General features: G+C 69.4%; 19 protein-coding genes. 15 read left to right on the top strand and 4 right to left on the bottom strand.

The annotated features are described in order from the left end of the window. Positions 1–166 precede the first annotated feature (166 nt). The 6 genes from ACQUQF_RS13175 to cdd all read left to right on the top strand — a co-directional run bounded on the left by ACQUQF_RS13175 (position 167) and on the right by cdd (position 6304). Positions 167–1210: a BMP family lipoprotein gene (locus ACQUQF_RS13175; RefSeq protein ID WP_435179561.1), complete on the top strand. Its 1044-nt coding sequence runs from the start codon at positions 167–169 to the stop codon at positions 1208–1210. A 235-nt stretch (positions 1211–1445) separates the two neighbouring features. Next, positions 1446–3002 carry an ABC transporter ATP-binding protein gene (locus ACQUQF_RS13170; RefSeq protein WP_435179560.1) on the top strand — a complete coding sequence of 519 codons (1557 nt, stop codon included), beginning with the start codon at positions 1446–1448 and terminating at the stop codon, positions 3000–3002. Next, positions 2999–4378 (top strand): ABC transporter permease, encoded by a 1380-nt coding sequence (locus tag ACQUQF_RS13165; RefSeq protein WP_435179559.1) that lies wholly within the window; start codon positions 2999–3001, stop codon positions 4376–4378. Before ACQUQF_RS13170 ends, ACQUQF_RS13165 begins: the two co-directional genes overlap by 4 nt. Beyond that, entirely contained in the window at positions 4375–5409 is a 1035-nt protein-coding gene (locus ACQUQF_RS13160) for an ABC transporter permease (RefSeq protein ID WP_435179558.1), read from the top strand. The genes ACQUQF_RS13165 and ACQUQF_RS13160 overlap by 4 nt, the downstream gene beginning before the upstream one ends. Before the next feature lie 54 nt (positions 5410–5463). Continuing rightward, entirely contained in the window at positions 5464–5751 is a 288-nt protein-coding gene (locus tag ACQUQF_RS13155; RefSeq protein ID WP_435179557.1) for a hypothetical protein, read from the top strand. A gap of 166 nt (positions 5752–5917) precedes the next feature. Next, a complete protein-coding gene (gene cdd / locus ACQUQF_RS13150; protein ID WP_435179556.1) occupies positions 5918–6304 on the top strand; it encodes a cytidine deaminase in 387 nt (128 codons plus the stop codon). Between the two features lie 14 nt (positions 6305–6318). Here cdd and ACQUQF_RS13145 read toward each other — a convergent pair whose 3' ends face one another. After that, entirely contained in the window at positions 6319–6792 is a 474-nt protein-coding gene (locus tag ACQUQF_RS13145; protein ID WP_435179555.1) for a hypothetical protein, read from the bottom strand. Between the two features lie 97 nt (positions 6793–6889). Here ACQUQF_RS13145 and ACQUQF_RS13140 point away from each other — a divergent pair, with 97 nt between their 5' ends. After that, positions 6890–7711, top strand: coding sequence for a nucleoside phosphorylase (locus ACQUQF_RS13140; protein ID WP_435179554.1), 822 nt, complete (start codon positions 6890–6892; stop codon positions 7709–7711). A gap of 313 nt (positions 7712–8024) precedes the next feature. Here ACQUQF_RS13140 and ACQUQF_RS13135 read toward each other — a convergent pair whose 3' ends face one another. The 3 genes from ACQUQF_RS13135 to ribH all read right to left on the bottom strand — a co-directional run bounded on the left by ACQUQF_RS13135 (position 8025) and on the right by ribH (position 10567). Beyond that, the gene (locus ACQUQF_RS13135) at positions 8025–8918 is read right to left on the bottom strand and encodes a universal stress protein (protein WP_435179553.1); all 894 of its coding nucleotides are present in this window, start codon (positions 8916–8918) and stop codon (positions 8025–8027) included. 102 nt (positions 8919–9020) lie between these two features. Further along, positions 9021–10163, bottom strand: a complete 1143-nt coding sequence (locus ACQUQF_RS13130; protein ID WP_435179552.1) for a pyridoxal phosphate-dependent aminotransferase — start codon at positions 10161–10163, stop codon at positions 9021–9023. 2 nt (positions 10164–10165) lie between these two features. Beyond that, positions 10166–10567 carry a 6,7-dimethyl-8-ribityllumazine synthase gene (ribH, locus tag ACQUQF_RS13125; protein WP_435179551.1) on the bottom strand — a complete coding sequence of 134 codons (402 nt, stop codon included), beginning with the start codon at positions 10565–10567 and terminating at the stop codon, positions 10166–10168. 80 nt (positions 10568–10647) lie between these two features. Between ribH and ACQUQF_RS13120 the strand changes: the two genes are divergently transcribed. The 8 genes from ACQUQF_RS13120 (at position 10648) to ACQUQF_RS13085 (ending at position 19090) form a co-directional block, all read left to right on the top strand. Continuing rightward, positions 10648–12516 (top strand): flippase activity-associated protein Agl23, encoded by a 1869-nt coding sequence (locus ACQUQF_RS13120; protein WP_435179550.1) that lies wholly within the window; start codon positions 10648–10650, stop codon positions 12514–12516. Between the two features lie 111 nt (positions 12517–12627). Further along, a complete protein-coding gene (locus tag ACQUQF_RS13115) occupies positions 12628–13821 on the top strand; it encodes a 5-(carboxyamino)imidazole ribonucleotide synthase (RefSeq protein ID WP_435179549.1) in 1194 nt (397 codons plus the stop codon). After that, positions 13818–14453, top strand: a complete 636-nt coding sequence (gene purE, locus ACQUQF_RS13110; RefSeq protein ID WP_435179548.1) for a 5-(carboxyamino)imidazole ribonucleotide mutase — start codon at positions 13818–13820, stop codon at positions 14451–14453. The genes ACQUQF_RS13115 and purE overlap by 4 nt, the downstream gene beginning before the upstream one ends. A 306-nt stretch (positions 14454–14759) precedes the next feature. Next, positions 14760–15173: an NADH-quinone oxidoreductase subunit A gene (locus tag ACQUQF_RS13105; protein ID WP_435179547.1), complete on the top strand. Its 414-nt coding sequence runs from the start codon at positions 14760–14762 to the stop codon at positions 15171–15173. Further along, the gene (locus ACQUQF_RS13100) at positions 15170–15874 is read left to right on the top strand and encodes an NADH-quinone oxidoreductase subunit B (RefSeq protein ID WP_435179546.1); all 705 of its coding nucleotides are present in this window, start codon (positions 15170–15172) and stop codon (positions 15872–15874) included. The genes ACQUQF_RS13105 and ACQUQF_RS13100 overlap by 4 nt, the downstream gene beginning before the upstream one ends. After that, on the top strand, positions 15871–17538 hold the full coding sequence (locus ACQUQF_RS13095; RefSeq protein ID WP_435179545.1) for an NADH-quinone oxidoreductase subunit D: 1668 nt from the start codon (positions 15871–15873) through the stop codon (positions 17536–17538). Before ACQUQF_RS13100 ends, ACQUQF_RS13095 begins: the two co-directional genes overlap by 4 nt. Further along, the gene (locus ACQUQF_RS13090; protein WP_435179544.1) at positions 17538–18629 is read left to right on the top strand and encodes a complex I subunit 1/NuoH family protein; all 1092 of its coding nucleotides are present in this window, start codon (positions 17538–17540) and stop codon (positions 18627–18629) included. The genes ACQUQF_RS13095 and ACQUQF_RS13090 overlap by 1 nt, the downstream gene beginning before the upstream one ends. Next, positions 18629–19090 carry a NuoI/complex I 23 kDa subunit family protein gene (locus ACQUQF_RS13085; RefSeq protein WP_128478025.1) on the top strand — a complete coding sequence of 154 codons (462 nt, stop codon included), beginning with the start codon at positions 18629–18631 and terminating at the stop codon, positions 19088–19090. Before ACQUQF_RS13090 ends, ACQUQF_RS13085 begins: the two co-directional genes overlap by 1 nt. Positions 19091–19094: the final 4 nt, after the last annotated feature.

Genomic DNA, 19094 nt, shown 5'->3' with positions numbered 1-19094 from the left:
ACCGACTCGACGCCCGAACTCCCGGACGGAACGGTCCGGACAGGCTTTCTGCGGTCGCTTTTCTCTCTTTCGCGCGGTCTGCCCCTCAACAAAGCGTCGCTTTCATGACCGTCGGCGCTGAAGTTCGTCTGGTATGTGGGGGAGAAACACGCGACGACGCCGATTCTTGCAAGCACTGGGCGGGACGGCCGCGTTCGGGGCGACGGGGTTCCTGCAGGACGACCCGACCAACGTCGGGATGGTGTACGCCACGGGCGGGCTGGGCGACAACTCGTTCAACGACATGGCGCACAACGGGGTGCAGCGGGCGGCCGAGCAGTTCGACGTGCAGTTCCAGAACGCCGAGCCGGGGTCGCCGAGCGACGTGGCGACGCTCCAGCGCCGGTTCGCCCGGTCGCAGAACCCCGACTACGAGCTCATCTGTTGCATCGGGTTCGTCCAGGCGGAGGCGCTCCGGCAGAACGCCCAGCGCTTCTCCGATCAGAAGTGGATGGTCGTCGACACCGTGGTCGAACGGCCGAACGTCGCCAGCTACGTCTTCAAGGAGCACCTCGGCTCGTTCCAGGTCGGCCACCTCGCGGGGCTGATGACGACGAGGGACTTCAGCGCCGGCGCCGGCAAGACCAACGACGCGACGACCGTCGGGTTCGTCGGCGGCAAGGAGATTCCGCTCATCCAGAAGTTCGAGGCGGGCTACCTGGCCGGCGTCCAGCACGCGAACCCGGACGTGAACGTCCTGTCGGCGTACGCGGGGGCGTGGAACGACCCGGCGAAGGGCCAGTCGATCGCCAACTCGATGTACAACAACGGCGCCGACATCATCTACCACGCCGCCGGCGGGACCGGAACGGGCGTGTTCAAGGCGGCGCAGAGCAACAACCGCTACGCCATCGGCGTCGACGCCGACCAGAGCCGGAGTCTCCCGGAGTACGCCGACGTCATCCTGGCCAGCATGGTCAAGCACGTCGACGAGGCGGTCTTCCGGTCTATCCGGAACGTCACGAACGGTAACTTCAAGGGCGGTCGAGTCTACCGGCTCGGGCTCCAGAAGAACGGCGTCGAGGCGGTGTACGGCAAGGAACTGGAGTCCGCTATTCCGCAGGAGGTCAAGTCGGCGCTCCAGCGATCCGAGCAGAAGATCGTCAGCGGTGCGATCAGCGTGCCGACCAAGCCGTCCAACGTCGGTGGGGCGACCACGACGACGCAGTGAGCACGGCCGCCACCGTTCGGTGAGTCCGGCGACCGCTGCACGGCCAGTCCCGCGGCGGTCGGAAGCCCCCCGACCGTAGCCGGGGCCGGCCGGTCGAATCGTCCCGAGCGTAGCCGGGGACCGGTCGGTCGAATCGCCCGCGGGGCGACGCTAAATCGAACACGTGTCCCTTCTGTGACGGTCTCCTTCCAAATCCACGCATCTTAAGCGGACCCGACGTGAACACCGACCAAAGATGACCGTAGCCGTCCACCTGGAGGGGATAACGAAGCGGTTCCCCGGGGTCGTCGCCAACGACGAGGTCGACCTCGTGGTCGAGGAGGGGAGCGTCCACGCCCTCCTCGGCGAGAACGGGGCGGGCAAGACCACGCTGATGAACGTGCTCTACGGCCTCTACCAGCCCGAGGGCGGGACCGTCCACGTGCACGGGGAGCCCCGCGAGTTCGACACGCCGCGGGACGCCATCGACGCCGGCATCGGGATGATCCACCAGCACTTCATGCTCGTCGACACGCTGACGACCGCCGAGAACATCGTGCTCGGCCACGAGCCCCGGAAGTGGGGCGGGCTCGCCATGGACCGGGCGCAGGCCGAGGCGGACGTCCGGGAGCTGAGCGAGCGCTACGGCTTCGACGTCGACCCGACCGCGAAGATCGAGGACGTCAGCGTCGGGGTCCAGCAGCGCGTCGAGATCCTGAAGGCGCTGTACGGCGGCGCCGACGTGCTCATCCTCGACGAGCCGACCGCGGTGCTCACGCCCCAGGAGGTCGAGGACCTCTTCGAGGTGTTCGACGAGCTGGCGGCCGAGGACAAGACCATCATCTTCATCACCCACAAGCTGGGCGAGGCGATGGAGGCCGCCGACGACATCACGGTGCTCCGGGACGGCCGGAACGTCGGGACGGTGGACGCGGACGCCACCAGCCGCGAGGAGCTGGCCGAGCTGATGGTCGGCCGGGAGGTGCTGCTCGAGGCCGACAAGGAGCCGGCGGAGCCGGGCGACGTGGGGCTGTCGGTGTCGGACCTCCGGGTCACCGACGACCGCGGGGTCGAGCAGGTCGGCGGCGTCGACATCACCGTCCGCGAGGGCGAGGTGTTCGGCATCGCCGGGGTGGACGGCAACGGCCAGTCGGAGCTGGTGGAGGCGGTCACCGGGCTCGCGACCCCCGAGGAGGGGTCGGTCTCGATGGGCGGCCGGGACGTCACCGACCTCTCGCGGCGCGAGCGCATCGACGCCGGGATGGCCTACGTCCCCGAGGACCGCCAGGAGCGGGGCCTCGTGATGGAGTTCGACCTGGTGGAGAACGGGCTGCTCGGCAGCCAGCACGGCCCGCCGTTCGCCGGCGGCGGCCGCATCGACTGGGGGCGGACCCGCGACCACGCCGAGGACCTCATCGAGGAGTACGACGTCCGGCCGCCGAACCCCGACGCCGAGGCCGAGTCGCTGTCGGGCGGCAACCAGCAGAAGTTCGTGGTCGGCCGGGAGTTCGCCCGCGACCCCGACGTGGTGGTCGCGTCCCACCCGACCCGCGGGGTCGACGTGGGGAGCATCGAGTTCATCCACGAGCGCATCCTCGACCTCCGGCGCGAGGACAAGACCGTGCTGCTGGTCTCCTCGAAGCTCGACGAGGTCCGGCAGCTCTCCGACCGGCTCGCCGTGATGTACGAGGGCGAGATCATGGACGTGGTCGATCCCGACGCGGTGACCGAGGAGGAGCTCGGCCTGCTGATGGCGGGCGAGCACCCCGAGGACGCGCCGAGCATCGCCGACCCCGTCGGGGGTGAGCGATGAGCTCCAGCGGTCCGGACGACACGCCCGACCGGGACGACGAGGGGGCCGACCCCGACCCGGAGGACACCTGGCAGGGCCGGGCCGACCGCGCGCTCACGCGGCTGGTCGACGCCTCGGCGATCGAGCGCGTCCTCATCAGCCTCGCGGCGCTCGCGCTGTCGGTGGTCGTCGGCGCGGTGGTCGTGCTCGTGTCCGGGTGGGTCGCGACCTGCGACTCGCCGTTCTTCGCGGCCTCGGGCGTCGGTTCGTTCTGCTACGACCCGGTCGCGGTCTACCGGGTCATGCTCGGGGGCGCGCTGTTCCCGTCGTACAACTTCGCGCTCACGCTCAAGGAGACGACGCTGCTGCTGTTCACGGGCCTGGCGGTCGCGGTCTCGTTCCGCGCCGGGATGTTCAACATCGGGACCCAGGGCCAGCTGGTGCTGGGCGCGCTCGCGACCGCGCTGTCGGTCGTCTGGATCGCTCCGCTGGTGCCGGCGGGCGCCGTCGGCGGGCTTGTCCTGATCGTCGTCGGCCTGCTCGCCGGCGCCGTTGTCGGCGGTATCTGGGGCGCGATTCCGGGCGCGCTGAAGGCCTACGCCGACGCCAACGAGGTCATCACGACCATCATGCTCAACTTCGTGGCGTCGGGCATCGCGTTCACGCTGGTCTCGGAGGTGTTCAAGGACCCCGCGAGCCAGACCGTCCAGACCCGGGCGGTCCCGGAGTTCGCGCGGTTCCAGCCCGTCTTCTTCGGCGAGTCGGTGTTCTCGTTCTCGGCCTACGCGCTGGTCGGCGCGCTCGCGCTGGCCGGGGCCGTCTACTGGATGCTCAACGGGACCTCGTTCGGCTACGACCTCCGGACCAGCGGCGTCCAGCCCGAGGCCGCCGAGTACGGCGGCGTCGACGCCGAGCGGACGATGGTGTCGAGCATGGCGCTGTCGGGCGCCATCGGCGGGATCGGCGGCGCGGTGTACGTCCTGATGGTCGCCTCCCGGTGGCGGACCGGCATCCCGTCGCTCGGCTTCGACGGCATCACGGTCTCCATCCTCGCGGGCAACAACCCGCTCGGGGTGATCCCCGCCGCGCTGCTGTTCGGCGCGCTCAAGACCGGCAGCCTCGCCATCGAGTTCCAGCTCGCGGTGCCCAAGCAACTCGTGGGGGTCCTGCGCGGGCTCATCATCCTGTTCGTCGCCATGCCGGAGTTCTTCCGGATGGTCGGCGTGCGGTTCCGGTCCGGCGAGGACCGCCCGTCGGTCGCCACCGACGGCGCCGGCGGATCTGCGGCCGGCGACTCGGGTCCGACGACAGTCGACACCGGCGACGAGACGACGGACGGACTCGACGGCGGGCCGACCGACGACGCGGCCGGCGAACGGGGAGGTGACGCTCGATGAGCTACGCCGACCCCTCGCGCAAGCGCCGATGGCTCGCCGGCGCCGCGGGCCTGGTCGCGCTCGCGCTGGTCGCGGTCGAGCTGTTCTTCCCGGCGAGCCCGGTCGCCGAGATCGTCCGCATCGTGGACGCGAACTACGTCCGGGCGGTGCTGCGGCTCGCGGTCCCCATCGCGTTCGCGGCGCTCGGGGGCATCTTCGCCGAGAAGAGCGGCGTCATCAACATCGGCCTCGAGGGGCTGCTCATCATCTCGGCGTTCACCTCGATCGCGGTGGCCGCGACCATCGGCGGCGCCGACCCCTCGCAGCTCGAACTCTGGCTCGGGTTCTGGGTCGCGGTGCTGGCCAGCGTCCTGTTCTCGCTGCTGTTCGCGGTGATCTGCATCGAGTTCAAGGCCGACCAGATCATCGCGGGCCTGGCGGTGTGGCTCATCGCGCTGGGGCTCGCGCCGTTCGCCAGCAAGGTCATCTGGGGCCAGGTCAACAGCCCGCCGGTCGCCACGCTGAACAACGTCGACCTGCTGGTGGCAGAGGTGAACCCGCCGGTCGTGATGATGCTGGTCGCGGTGCCGGCCGCGTGGTACGCGCTGAACCGCACCGCCTTCGGCCGGTGGATCGAGGCCAGCGGCGAGAACCCGAAGGCGCTGGACACCGTGGGCGTCGACGTCCGGAAGGTCCGGTACGCGGGCGTGCTGCTGTCCGGGTTCTTCTCGGGGCTCGGCGGCGCCGGCCTGGCGCTGGGCCGGGTCGGCCAGTTCATCGGCGGCGGGGCGACGATGGTCAACGGCCGGGGCTGGATCGGCATCACAGCCTACCTGTTCGGCAACTACAACCCGCTGGGCGCGTTCGGGGCGTCGTTCCTGTTCGCGGGGCTGGACGCGCTCCAGATCCGGCTCCAGCAGCTCGGCTACAGCATCCCGAGCGAGCTCATCGGCATCATCCCGTACGTGACGGTGGTCGTGGTGCTCGCGTTCGTCGGCCACACCCGGATTCCGGACGCGGCCGGCGAGCACTACGAGTCCGGCGAGGAGTAGCCGGTCCGGCGAGTCGGTCCCACACTTTTCTATCGGCGGGTCGTACGATACCCCGTGACAGTCGAATCAGCGATGCGCCGTATCAGGGAGGCCGACGACTCGCGGACGGAGACCGACGACCGCGAACAGCAGTACGAGATGTACCGCAAGACGTTCCGGGCGCTCGAAGACGTGACGCCGGAGGACGACGACGAGGGGATCGCGGTCGTGGCCGACTGGATCGTCGAGCGACTGGAGGCGGACGGCGAGCGACCGAGTTCGAGGGCGGTGCGTCGCCGGGCGCGGGAGTTCTGCGAGCACAACGGGTACGACGTCTCCGACAACGACTGGCTGGGGAGCTAGTCCCACCGGCCGACGCGGTGGCGCCGGTGGAACGACGCCGAGGAGTCGAGGGATTGGGGCCACCGAGGAGTCGAGGGACGTGGGCCACCGAACAGTCGGCGGTCGCAGTGGAGTCGCCGCCCGCAGACGGGAGATATATGCCCCGCGCCTCCCAACCTCCGTCGCCATGGACGAACTCATCCGGGCCGCCCGCGAGGTGCAGGCGGAGGCCCACGTCCCCTACTCGGACTACCCGGTCGGCGCGGCGCTCCGGACCGCCGACGGCACCGTCTACGTCGGCTGCAACATCGAGAACGCCAACTACAGCAACTCGCTCCACGCCGAGGAGGTCGCTGTCGCGGAGGCGGTCAAGCAGGGCCACCGCGCGTTCGACGCGCTGGCGGTGAGCTCGGCCCGGCGTGACGGCGTGACCCCCTGCGGGATGTGCCGCCAGACCCTCGCGGAGTTCTGCGACGACGACATGCCGGTCGTCTGCGACGAGGGCGACGGCGTCACCGAGTACACCCTCGGCGAACTGCTTCCGAACACCATCACCGAGGAGATGCTGGAGTAGCGCAGTCGAAGCGGCTACTCCGCCGAAACGTCCGTGAAGCAGCTGAACTCCACCGTCACCGAATCCAGCGGTTCGCCGCGCGAGTTCACCGCGACGATGCGGTACCGGCCGTGGAGCGGTCGCTCGCCGAGGTACTGTTCGTACAGCAGTCGTCCCCGACCCACGCCGTCCCTGTTCGCCATCAGGTCCGCGTCCCCGGCCGAGACCGGAATTACGTGGGCCAGCCTCCCGGACGGGTCGCGGACGCGGAGCGAGTCGACGCCCCTCTCCCGGACGTCGTCCACGGAAAGCGGGACCGACAGCCTGACGTCGTCGCCATCGACGTCCGCTTGCACCGCGTTGTCGAGGACGTCTCCGTCTCCTCGTTCGACGACGCCGGTCTGACAGTCCCTCGTGGCCGATCCGCCCGAGTTGCCGGCACTGCAGCCCGCGAGTGCCGTGGCGGTCGTGCTTCCGAGCGCGGCGAGAAGCCGTCGTCTGGAGGGCATCGCTCGGGATTCTCTCAGCGACGCTATACGTCTCCTCCGCTACCGCGCTCGGGCGGCGACGAACCCTTTATACTCGGCGCGGGAGTCAGCCAACGGCATGACCGGCGACAGCGAAGACCCCAACGACGACGTGCAGTACCACATCGAGGTGGGCGAGGGCGACGTGGCCGACGCGGTCCTCCTGCCCGGGAACCCCGAGCGCATCGAGAAGATCACCCAGTTCTGGGACGGCGCCGAGGAGGTGGCCCACCACCGCGAGTACCGGACCGTCACCGGCGACTACGAGGGGACGCCCATCAGCGTCACCTCGACCGGTATCGGCAGCCCCTCCGCGGCCATCGCGGTCGAGGAGCTCGCCCGGGTCGGCGCCGACACCTTCATCCGCGTGGGGTCGTGCGGCGCCATCCAGCCCGACATGGCGGTCGGCGACCTGGTCATCACGACCGGCGGCGTCCGCCAGGAGGGCACCAGCGACGAGTACGTCCGGGAGGACTACCCCGCCGTCGCCGACTACGAGGTGGTGTCCGCACTCGTCGCGGCCGCCGAGCGGCTGGGCTACGACTACCACACCGGCGTGACGATGAGCGCCGACAGCTTCTACGCCGGCCAGGGCCGGCCGGGGTTCGAGGGGTTCGAGGCCGCGGGCAGCGACGAGCTCGTCGAGACCCTCAAGGCGGCCAACGTCAAGAACATCGAGATGGAGGCCTCCGCCATCCTCACCCTCGCGAACGTCTACGGCCTGCGGGCGGGCGCGGTCTGCTCGGTGTACGCCAACCGCGAGACCGGCGAGTTCCGCACCGAGGGCGAGAACCGCGCCGCCGAGACCGCGAGCCTCGCAGTGAAGCTGCTCGCGCAGATGGACGAGAAGAAGGCGGAGGCGGGGGTCGAGCGGTGGCATCCCGGGCTCAGTCTCGACTGAGCGACACTGTACTGCGAGCGAACGAAGTGAGCGAGCAGGACTTTTCGGTCCAGCTTTTTGCGCCGAGCGGTACCCGCAACCCCGAGCACGGCGAGGGGTGAGGACACCCGAGGCGGAAAAAGGTGGGATCGGACGAGAAGAAGGCGGAGGCGGGGGTCGAGCGGTGGCATCCCGGGCTCAGTCTCGACTAGACTTTAAGTGCGAAAGGGAGACGAATCAGAGTCGGACGCCTCGTGCGGTCGGTCGGCGCCTGGGTCGGCGACCGCCAGTCCGGCTAACCGGAGACGGCTGAGCCACTTCCGCGCGAAGCCCGCTAGTCGTCGCGGTCCGCCGCCCGCACCGACAGCACGGGCACCTCGGAGGTCCGGACGACCTTCGCGGCGGTGCTGCCGATGAAGTACCGGTCGAACCCGGTCCGGCCGTGGGTGCCCATCGCGACCAGGTCGACGTCCGCCTCGTCGGCGTAGTCGAGCAGCCCCCGCGCCGGGACGCCTTCGCGGACCGCGGTCGCGGCGTCGAGCCCCGCCTCGCGGGCGCCCTCGGCGACCGCCTCGGTCGCGTCCCGTCCGCGCTCTTCGAGCCGCTCCAGCAGTCCGGTATCGACGGGTGCGTCGACCGCAGTGGCGACGGTCCTGACGTCGACGACGTAGACCGCGTGGACGGTCGCGTCGAACTGGTCGGCGATGGCGATCCCGTGGTCGATCGCGAGTTCCGCGCAGTCGCTCCCGTCGGTCGGAATCAGGACGTCGTCGTAGCCGTCATCGACGACGCTGCGCTCGGTCGCCCGCACGGTGAACACCGGGACGTCCGACAGCCGGACCACGCGCTCGGTCACGCTTCCCGTGGCGTACCGGTCGAACCCGGTCCGGCCGTGGGTCCCCATGAACACGAGGTCCGCGCCGCACTCCTCTGCGTAGGCGAGGATGCCCTTCGACGGTCGGTTCCGGACGACCGCCGTCCGGACGTCGTCGCCCGGTTCCGCGAGCGCTTCGAGGTCGGCGATCGTCTCGCGGGCCCGGTCCTCGAGGCGGCCGATGAACTCCTCGTCGACCCCACCGGCGCTGAAGAGACCGCCCGCCTCCTGGACGTCGACGACGTTGATCAAGTGGACCGTCGCGTCGAACGCCCGCGCCAGGGTCAGCGCGTGCTCGGCGGCCCGCTCCGCGTGTTCGCTGCCGTCCGTCGGGACGAGGAGCGTGTCGTACATCGTGAATCGTACCGCGTCGTACGACCTGAATTCCCTTAGTTCGGCCGCCGCTCCTCGAATCGCGAGAACCGGATCGAAGAAGTCGGTCGCTCCGGCGTGGCTTTACAGCAGGTCGGCGTCGACGAGCCGATCGACCGCCTCGCCGATGCGCTCGGTGCTGTTGGCGTAGGAGATGCGGGCGTAGCCCGGCGCGCCGAACGCGCTGCCCGGCACGGTGGCGACGTGGGCCTCCTCCAGCGCCTGCTCGCACCACGCCTGGTCGTCGTCGGCCACGGGCATCATGAGGTAGAAGGCGCCGTCGGGTTCGGGCGCCTCGACGCCCTCCTCGCCGAGGCGGTCGAGCAGGAACGACCGGCGCTCGGCGAACGCCTCGACCATCTCCTCGACCGCCTCGTCGGTGTTCCGGAGCGCCTCGACGCCGGCGTGCTGGACGAAGTTGGTCGCGCAGGAGACCGAGTGGGAGTGGAGCTTCCCGGCCTGCGAGATCAACTCTTCGGGGCCGGCGAAGTAGCCCAGCCGCCAGCCGGTCATCGAGTAGGCCTTCGAGAACCCGTTGACGGTGACGGTCCGCTCGGCCATCCCGTCGAACGTGCCGAGGCTGGTCGGCTCCGCGCCGTAGGTGATCGCCTGGTAGATCTCGTCGCTGATGACGGTCACGTCGTGGTCGACCGCCAGGTCCCGGACGCCCGCCAGGGCCTCGTCGGAGTACACCGCGCCCGTGGGGTTGCTCGGCGAGTTGACCACGAGCAGTTCGGTGTCGTCCGACATCGCCTCGCCGAGGTCGTCGAGCCCGGGTTCGAGCTGGAAGTCGTGGGGCGAGAGGTCGACCCGGTTGAGCCGGCCGCCCGCCAGCTTCACCATCGCCTCGTAGGAGACCCACGCCGGGTCCAGCAGCACGACCTCGTCGCCGTCGTCCACGAGGGTCTGGACCGCCTCGTAGAGCGACTGCTTCGCGCCGGGCGTCACGATGACGTTGTCGGCCTCGTAGTCGAGGCCGTCGTCACGGAGCTTCTCGGCGACGGCCTCCCGGAGCTCCGGGATGCCGTTCGAGGGGGTGTAGCCGGTGTGGCCGGCCGCCATCGCCTCCTGGCCGGCCTCGACGACGTTCTCGGGCGTGGGGAAGTCGGGTTCGCCCACGCTCAGGTCCACGACGTCCGCGCCGTCGGCCTCGAGTTCGGCCGCGAGGTTGCTGATGGCGAGGGTCGCGCTCGGTTCGACTCGCTGGATTCGGTCGGAAAAGTCCATGTTCAGAGTTCCTCCGTCAGGTCGATCGCCGCGTCTACCGCCTCCGCGCCCTTGTCGACGCGCTCGCGGGCCTCCGCCCCGGACATGCCCGGGCCGCTCACGCCGAAGGTGACCGGCGTGTCCCGGTCGAGGCTCACGTCGGTCAGCCCCTTCGCGGTCGCGTCGGCGATGACGCGGTCGTGGTCGGTGTCGCCGGTCACGATGCTGCCGACCACCGCCACCGCGTCGACGTTCTTGCGCCGGGCCAGCCGATCGGCCGCGAGCGGGGCGTCGTACGCGCCGGGGACGCGGAGCGTCTCGACGACCTCCGCGCCGCGGTCGTCGGCAGCCTGGCGGGCGCGGTCCTCCATCTGCTCGGTCACCTCGCGGTTGAATCGCGAGACGACGAGCCCGAGAGCAACCATGCTCGAGACGAGGGCTGGCCCGGTAAAAGAACTACCGTTCTCCGGAAAACTTGTATCCCTCGGGATGGTTCCCGGAAACGATGACCGCAGACGAGCAGTCCGCGAGCGCCCGGCGGTGGACGCCCGACGCCGTGACCGCGTTCGGTCGGACGGTCGGCACTCGCACCGCCATCGCGGTGCTCGCGGTGACGCTGCTGGCGCTGTCGCTCCGCTTCTACGCGCTCGGCGCCCGGGTGTTCCACTGGGACGAGGGCCGGGTCGGCTACTGGATCCTGCGGTACGCCGAGAACGGCATCTGGGAGTACCACGCCGTCATCCACGGCCCGTTCCTCTACCACGTGAACAAGTACCTGTTCCAGCTGTTCGGGGCCAGCGACTTCCTGGCGCGCGTGCCGGTCGCTGTGGTCTCGGGGCTGCTGCCCGCGACCGCGTGGCTGTTCCGCGAGCGCCTCGGGCGCGTCGAGATGATCGCGGTGGGGCTGTTCTTCGCGGTCAACCCCGTCGTCCTCTACTACTCGCGATTCATGCGCAACGACGTGCTGCTGGCGGCGTTCATGGTGCACGCGCTGGCGTTCTACGTCCGGCTGTTCGACACGCGCAAGCCGCGGTACCTCTACGCCGGGACGCTGATGCTCGCGCTGGCGTTCACCACGAAGGAGAACGTGCTGGTCTACGTGGTGACCTGGATGGGCGCCGCGGTGCTGCTGCTGGACCACCGGCTCCGGCTCGCCGACGGCGACCGGACCGCGGCCCTCCCCGGCCCGCTCGGGGAGGCGGCTCGTGCTTACGTCGCGGCGCGCGAGGACGGCGTGAGCCGGTCCGGGGCGCTCTCTCGGGACGCGCTCCCGCGGTTCGGACGCGGCGTGCTGTCGAGCAGGTGGACCCCCCACGCCGTCGCCGGCCTCGTCTTCTTCTTCGCGATCGTCGTCTTCTTCTACGCGCCCCGGTCGCGGGGCATCGCCGAGCCCGGCCTCTGGAAGGCGTTCTCGAACCCCGGCACGTTCCCGGCCGTCATCGAGGAGGCGACCGTCGGGTCCTGGGAGTCGTTCGTCGGCAAGTGGGGCGAGGGCAACCAGAAGTCGTACATCAAGACGTTCAAGTCGCTCGGGGCGGTGCTCTGGGCGGGTGCCCCCGTCCTGCTCGCGCTGTCGGTGGTCGGGTTCGTGGTCGACCGGTTCGCCGGCGACCGGCCGCGCGACCTGGTGTCGTTCGCCGGCTACTGGGGGTTCGTCAGCGTGCTGGGCTACCCCGTCATCGTCGAGAACGCCTTCCCGTGGGAGGTCGTCCACGCCGTGGTCCCGCTGGCGATCCCCGCGGGCGTCGGCCTCGCCATCTTCGTCCGGTGGGGCGCCGAGTCGGTCGCCGACGGCGACGCGGTGAGCGCCACGCTCACCGCCCTCTTCGTGCTGCTGCTCGCCGGTCAGGTCGCAGCCGCCGCGGTCAACACCGCGTACCTCCACCCGGCCGACCGGTACCTCGACGACGCCGAGCAGAACGAGAACAAGCTGCTCCAGTACGGCCAGCCCGCCGAGGGGCTCCGGCCGACCCTCGACCGGGTGCGCTACGCGGTGAACCGCAACGACGGCACCGACGTGCTGTACTACGGGTCGGACTTCTACGTCGCCGACGAGTCCCAGAACGACCGCTGGGCCGCGGGCGGTGGCTGGTACGACCGCCTGCCGCTGCCGTGGTACACCGAGAAGTACGGCGCGGTCGTAGACAGCACCACCGACCTCGACGAGGTCGCCTCGAACCCGCCGCCGGTGGTCGTCGCCCGGGCGGAGGACCGGGAGGCCGTGGCCCAGCGGCTCGACGGCTACCGGGCGTTCGAGCACGAGCTCACCCTCTGGGGGAGCCGGACGGTCTTCTTCATCGACCGGGAGTACCTCCGGCCGGCGGGCGACAGCAGCGCGAGCCGGCAGCCCGTCGCGCCACCGGCGGGCGTGTGATCCGGGAGCGCTGACTGCCGTGAACAGCCGGCGCGGCGGTGGCCACGAACGTGGATATCGCTCGCCCCAGTTGGCAAATCTTATGCAGGGGCGTCCACAATCTCCGCCCAGATGACCGACAACGAGACGCTCGGCGTCGTCGGCGGCGGACAGCTCGGCCGGATGCTGGCGGAGGCGGCCGCCCCGCTCGGCGTCGAACTGGTCGTGCTCGACCCGACGCCCGAGTGCCCGGCCTCGCTCGTCGCCCGGGACCAGATCGTCGGGGAGTTCGACGACGAGGCGGCCGTCCGGGAGCTGGCCGAGCGGGCCGACCACCTGACCTACGAGATCGAGCTCGCCGACCCCGACGTGCTCGAGGCGGTCGAGCGGGAGTACGGCGTGCCCGTCGACCCCGACCCCGAGACGCTCCGGACCATCCAGGACAAGCTGGTCCAGAAGGAGACGCTGCGGGAGGCCGGGATTCCGGTCCCGGAGTTCCGGCGGGTCGACGACCGCGCGGACCTGGAGGCCGCGGTCGAGGACTTCGGCTACCCGGTCATGCTCAAGGCCCGCGAGGGCGGCTACGACGGCCGCGGCAACGTCCCGGTCGAGAAGGAGGGCGACATCGACGAGGCGCTGGCCCAGGTCGAGGGCGGCGCGATGGTCGAGGAGTTCGTGGACTTCGAGCGCGAGGTCTCGATCATCGGCGCGAAAGGGGCGGACGAGACCGCCACCTTCCCGCTCGGCGAGAACGTCCACCGCGAGGAGATCCTGCGCGAGACGGTCGTGCCGGCCCGGACCGACGAGGCGGTCGCCGAACGCGCCCGCGAGGTGGCCGAGGACGTGCTCGACCTGCTGTCGGGGCGGGGCGTGTACGGTATCGAGCTGTTCGAGACCCCCGACGGCGAGATTCTGGTCAACGAGATCGCCCCGCGACCCCACAACTCGGGCCACTACACCATCGAGGGCGCGCTGACCTCCCAGTTCGAGCAGCACGCTCGTGCGGTGACGGGCCGCCCGCTCGGCGCGACCGACCTCCGGAGCCCGGTGGTGTCGGCGAACATCCTCGGCGACGGCGACGAGCGCCGGTCCGCCGAGATATCGGGCGAGGAGGCGATTCTGGCCACGCCCGGCGCGAGCTACCACTGGTACGGCAAGCGCGAGGTGTACCCGCTCCGGAAGATGGGCCACTTCACGCTGGTCGGCGACTGTGAGGGGAGTGACGTGGGCGACGAGAGCAACGACGAGAATGCGAACGATGCGGACGACGTGGACGAGCTCCTGCGGCGGGCCCGCGACCTGCGCGAGGAGGTGACCTTCGAATGAGCGACGGCGAACTCCAGGACCTCATCGACCACCTTCGAGCGGAGGCAGAGCGCGATAGAGACCCCGAGGACACCCCCGACGTCGGCATCATCATGGGGAGCGACTCGGACCTCGACGTCATGGCCGGGACCGGCGACTCCCCGGGCGCCTACGACGCGCTGACCGAACTCGGGTTCGAGGAGGTCACCGACTACGACGACCCGCCGGAGTCCCGGTTCACCTTCGAGACGTACGTGGTGTCGGCCCACCGGACCCCGGAGCTGATGTACGCCTACGCCGAGACCGCCGAGGACCGGGGGCTCGACGTGATCATCGCCGGCGCCGGCGGCAAGTCGGCCGACCTGCCGAACATGACCGCCTCGCTGGCCTACCCGCTCCCCGTCGTCGGCGTCCCGGTCCAGGAGAAGTCGCTGCCCTCGGTGGTCGGGATGCCGACGGGCGCCCCCATCGTCGCGGTCGACGCCGGCAAGTCGTTCAACGCGGCGCTGTCGGCGGTCCAGATCCTGGCCCGCCAGCACGACGAGTTGCGGGACGAACTGGTGGCGTATCACGACGACCTCCAGGAGAGCGTCGCGGACGTCTCCCGGCGGCTCCACGAGCGGGGGACGCCGGCGTTCCGCGACGAGGAGTAGGGCCGCCCGAAGCGGACTCTCCGTCGGTGACAGGTCCTCGTCGACGCCAGCAGCGCCGCGTATCGAGGTCCCTCCGAGGCGTGCCGCTGGATTGCTCGGCTTAACGTCAGTCCCCGGAACTGACGACAGCGGCGTAGCGCCGGTGAACCCCGGCAGGCCGCGACGCCCGGACGGAAACATTCCGTTTCCCGACAGAAACCGTCAAACCCGCGAAAGGCAGCCGAGGCGGCCGGATTCGGACGAATCGCAAGAATCAACGCTTATAGGGGTGCGCTCATAATCTCGGGATGGTAGGAGAATATCGGCATGAATCCATGGATAGCGATTGGCGCGCTGGCGCTGGTGGGGCTGTTGATTCCGGCGGGGATGATGACCCTGTCCAGCCTGCTCCGGCCCACCGTGCCCGAAAAAGGAAAAACCACCACCTACGAGAGCGGCGAGGTGCCGACGGGCGGCACGCGCATCCGCTTCAACATCCAGTACTACATGGTTGCGCTGCTGTTCGTCGTGTTCGACATCGAGACCGTCCTCATCTTCCCTTGGACGGTCATTTACCAGAACGCGGTCTCGATGGAGGGCGTGGGCCTGACGGGGGCCCTGCTGCCGATGCTGATCTTCATCGGCGTCCTCGTCGTCGGTCTCGGCTGGGCGTGGCGTAACGGCGCAGTCCGGTGGGTGAAGAACCCCGAACGGTCGCAACGGAGCGTGGAACGACAATGAGCAACGAACCACGGGAGACGATTCACGGTAGCACAGACCCGCAGACCAAGACCCGCGAGGCGCGGACGGGCCCGGATCTGGACAACCGGTTCAACTCGAAGCTGCGGGAGGCGTTCGGCTCGTCGCCGTTCATCCTCACGAAGTTCGACAAGTTCATGAACTGGGTGCGGGGCTCGTCGATGTTCATGCTGCAGTTCGGGATCGCCTGCTGCAGCATCGAGATGATGCACACCTACGCGGTCAAGCACGACCTCGACCGCTTCGGGTCGGGCGTCCCCCGGGCGTCGCCGCGGCAGGCCGACGTGATGATCGTGCCCGGGACCATCGTCTCGAAGTTCGCGCCCCGGATGAAGCGGGTGTACGACCAGATGCCCGAGCCCAAGTTCGTCGTCAACATGGGCTCGTGCGCCATCTCGGGCGGCCCGTTCCAGGAGGGGTACAACGTCATCAAGGGCGCCGAGGAGGTCATCCCGGTCGACATCCACGTCCCCGGCTGCCCGCCCCGGCCCGAGGCGCTGGTCTACGGCGTCGTCAAGCTCCAGGAGCGGATCGCCAACGGCGAGTCGAGCCCGGTGACGGTCAAGCCCTACGAGCTCGAGCAGTTCGGCGACCTCGAGCGCGACGAGCTCGTCGAGAAGCTCGCCGACGACATCGACGAGGACACCCTCGTGATGCGGTACAACTGGGCTGATTCGCCATGAGCCTGGAGAAGCGAAGCACCGACGTCGGCGTCACCGAGGCCGGCGTCGACTACGACGAACTCGAGGCGCTGCTCGGCGACCGCGTCATCGGCCGCGAGACCCACCTCAACGCCGAGGCGTTCGTGGTCCGGCCCGACGAGGTCGCGGAGACGCTCGAACTCCTCCGGGACGAGGCGGGCTTCGACCACCTCTCGATGGTGACCGCCCAGGACTACCCGGACCGCTACGAGAGCATCTACCACCTGACCAAGTACGACGACCGGACCCAGGAGGTCGGCGTGGTCGTCCCCACCGACCCGGAGGACCCGACCAGCGAGTCGGCGGCGTCGGTGTACAAGACGGCGGAGTGGCACGAGCGGGAGGCCTACGACCTGGTCGGCATCGAGTACGAGAACCACCCCGACCTGCGGCGGATCCTGCTGCCCGAGACCTGGCAGGGCCACCCGCTGAGCTCGGACTACGACCAGGACAAGCCCCAGCTCGTCACGCTGAGCGAGCACGTCAACCCGCTCGCCGAGTCGTCGAAGGACGCCGAGTCGGACACGATGTTCCTCAACATCGGTCCCCACCACCCCGCGACACACGGCGTCCTCCACGTCAAGGCCGTCCTCGACGGCGAGCAGGTCGCGGACGTCGACCCCGACATCGGCTACCTCCACCGGTGCGAGGAGCAGATGGCCCAGCAGGGCACGTACCGCCACCAGATCATGCCGTACCCCGACCGGTGGGACTACTCGTCGGCGGGGCTGCTCAACGAGTGGGCGTACGCCCGCGTGGCCGAGGACCTCAACGACATCGAGGTGCCCGAGTACGCCCAGATCATCCGGACGATGGGCGCCGAACTCTGCCGCATCGCGGCCCACCTGCTGGCGCTCGGGACGTTCTGTCTGGACATCTACGGCGACTTCACGGCCATCTTCATGTACGCGATGCGCGACCGCGAGAAGGTCCAGAACATCCTGGAGGACCTCACGGGCCAGCGGATGATGTTCAACTACTTCCGGCTCGGCGGCGTGGTCTGGGACCTGCCCGAGCCCCGCGAGGAGTTCTTCGCGAAGATCCGGGACTTCATCGACGACCTGCCCGAGACCCTCGAGGAGTACCACGACCTCATCACGGGCAACGAGATCTTCCAGAAGCGCACCATCAACACGGGCATCCTCGAACCCGACGTGGCCAAGCAGTACGGCTGCACGGGGCCGGTCGCCCGCGCGTCGGGCGTCGACTACGACCTGCGACGGGACGACCCGTACGGCTACTACGACGAGCTCGACTGGGACGTCGTCACCGAGGACGGCTGCGACAACTTCGCCCGGCTGCTCGTCCGGATGCGCGAGGTCGAGGAGTCGGCCAAGATCATCAGCCAGTGCGTCGACCTGCTCGAAGACTGGCCCGAGGACGAGCGCAACATCCAGAGCAACGTCCCGCGGACGCTCAAGCCCGACCCCGACACCGAAGTCTACCGGGCTGTCGAGGCCGCGAAGGGCGAGCTCGGCATCTACATCCGGTCGGACGGCACCGACAAGCCCGGCCGGTTCAAGATCCGGAGCCCCTGCTTCAACAACCTCCACTCGCTGGAGGCGATGGCCGAGGGCGAGTACGTGCCCGACCTGGTCGCCGCGCTCGGGAGCCTCGACGTGATCCTCGGGGAGGTGGACCGCTGATGAGTCCGCTCCTCCCCCTCCAGGGCCAGGCCGAGCCGCTGCTGCCCGAGACCATCGGCCGGTGGCTGTTCGGCGGCGACCTGACGGTCTGGCAGGAGGCGATCGCGGCGTTCATCGGCGCGTTCATCATCGCCAACATCATGCTGGCCAACGCCGGCGTCGCCGGACCGTGGGCCAAGCGGAAGATAACCGCGGCGTTCACCGACCGCATCGCGGTCAACCGCCACGGCCCCGCGGGCCTGCTCATCATCCCGGCCGCCGCGGTCCAGCTGATGGCCAAGGAGCTCATCATCCCGGACGGCGTCGACCGTCCGGCGTACGACCTCGCGCCCATCGTGCTGGCGTCGTCGGCGCTCATCGGGTTCGCGGTCGTGCCGATGGGGTCGATCTTCGGCGTCAACCTGCAGCTGGCCGACCCCGAGAGCGGGGCCGCCTACATCTTCGCGGCCGCCTCGATCGCCACCCTCGGGCTGGCGATGGCCGGCTACGCGTCGAACAACAAGTACTCGCTGATGGGCGGACTGCGCGCCATCGCGCAGAACATCGCCTACGAGATCCCGCTGGTCGTCACCGCGGCGTCGGTCATCCTGTTCACGGGCACGCTCCAGATGAGCGAGATCGTCGCCCAGCAGGCCGAGCCGCTGGTGACGGTCGCCGGCATCACGATCCCGTCGTGGTTCGCGTTCGTCAACCCGTTCGCGTTCGTGCTGTTCGTGGTGGCGAACCTCGCGGAGGTCGGCCGCAATCCGTTCGACATCCCCGAGGCGCCGACCGAGATCGTGGCCGGGTACATGACCGAGTACTCGAGCATCTACTTCGTCCTGTTCTACATGGGCGAGTTCATCCACATCTTCCTCGGCGGCGCGATCATCACGACCTTCTTCCTCGGCGGCCCCGCGGGCCCGGTGCTGCCCGGGTTCGTCTGGTTCCTCATCAAGATCTGGGCCGTCTTCCTGTTCACGCAGTGGGCGCGGTCGGCCGTGCCGCGCGTCCGCATCGACCAGCTGATCGAGATCGGCTGGAAGGGCATGCTCGTGCTGAGCTTCGCCAACCTGGTGCTCACGGCCGTCATCGTCGGGGTGATGCTCTAATGATCGGAGTCCTCAAGTCCATGGCAACGACGCTGAAGCACGCACTGGACGGGTCCACGTTCACGGTCGAGTACCCGGACGTGGCGCCCGAAGTAAGCCCGCGGTTCCGCGGGGTCCACAAGTTCAGCCAGGAGCGCTGCATCTGGTGTCGCCAGTGCGAGAACGTCTGTCCGAACGACACGATCCAGATCGTGCAGGACGACCAGCGCAACGGCGAGCAGTACAACCTCCACATCGGCCAGTGCATCTACTGCCGGCTGTGCGAGGAGGTCTGTCCCGTCGACGCCATCCTGCTGACCGAGAACTTCGAGTTCACCGGCGACACCAAGGACGACCTCGTGTACAACAAGGAGCAGCTCAAGAACGTCCCCTGGTACAAGGACATGGACCCCCTCGAGTCCCGCGAACCCGACCGGGGCGCGTGGATCGGCGAGGGCGAGGGCGAGGTGGACTACCAGTAAGTCC

Origin of the sequence: Halorussus sp. AFM4, assembly GCF_051194995.1 — an archaeon.
GTDB lineage: Archaea > Halobacteriota > Halobacteria > Halobacteriales > Haladaptataceae > Halorussus.
The sequence above is the reverse complement of the archived record's forward strand: the minus strand, read 5'-3'. Positions and strand labels throughout refer to the sequence as shown.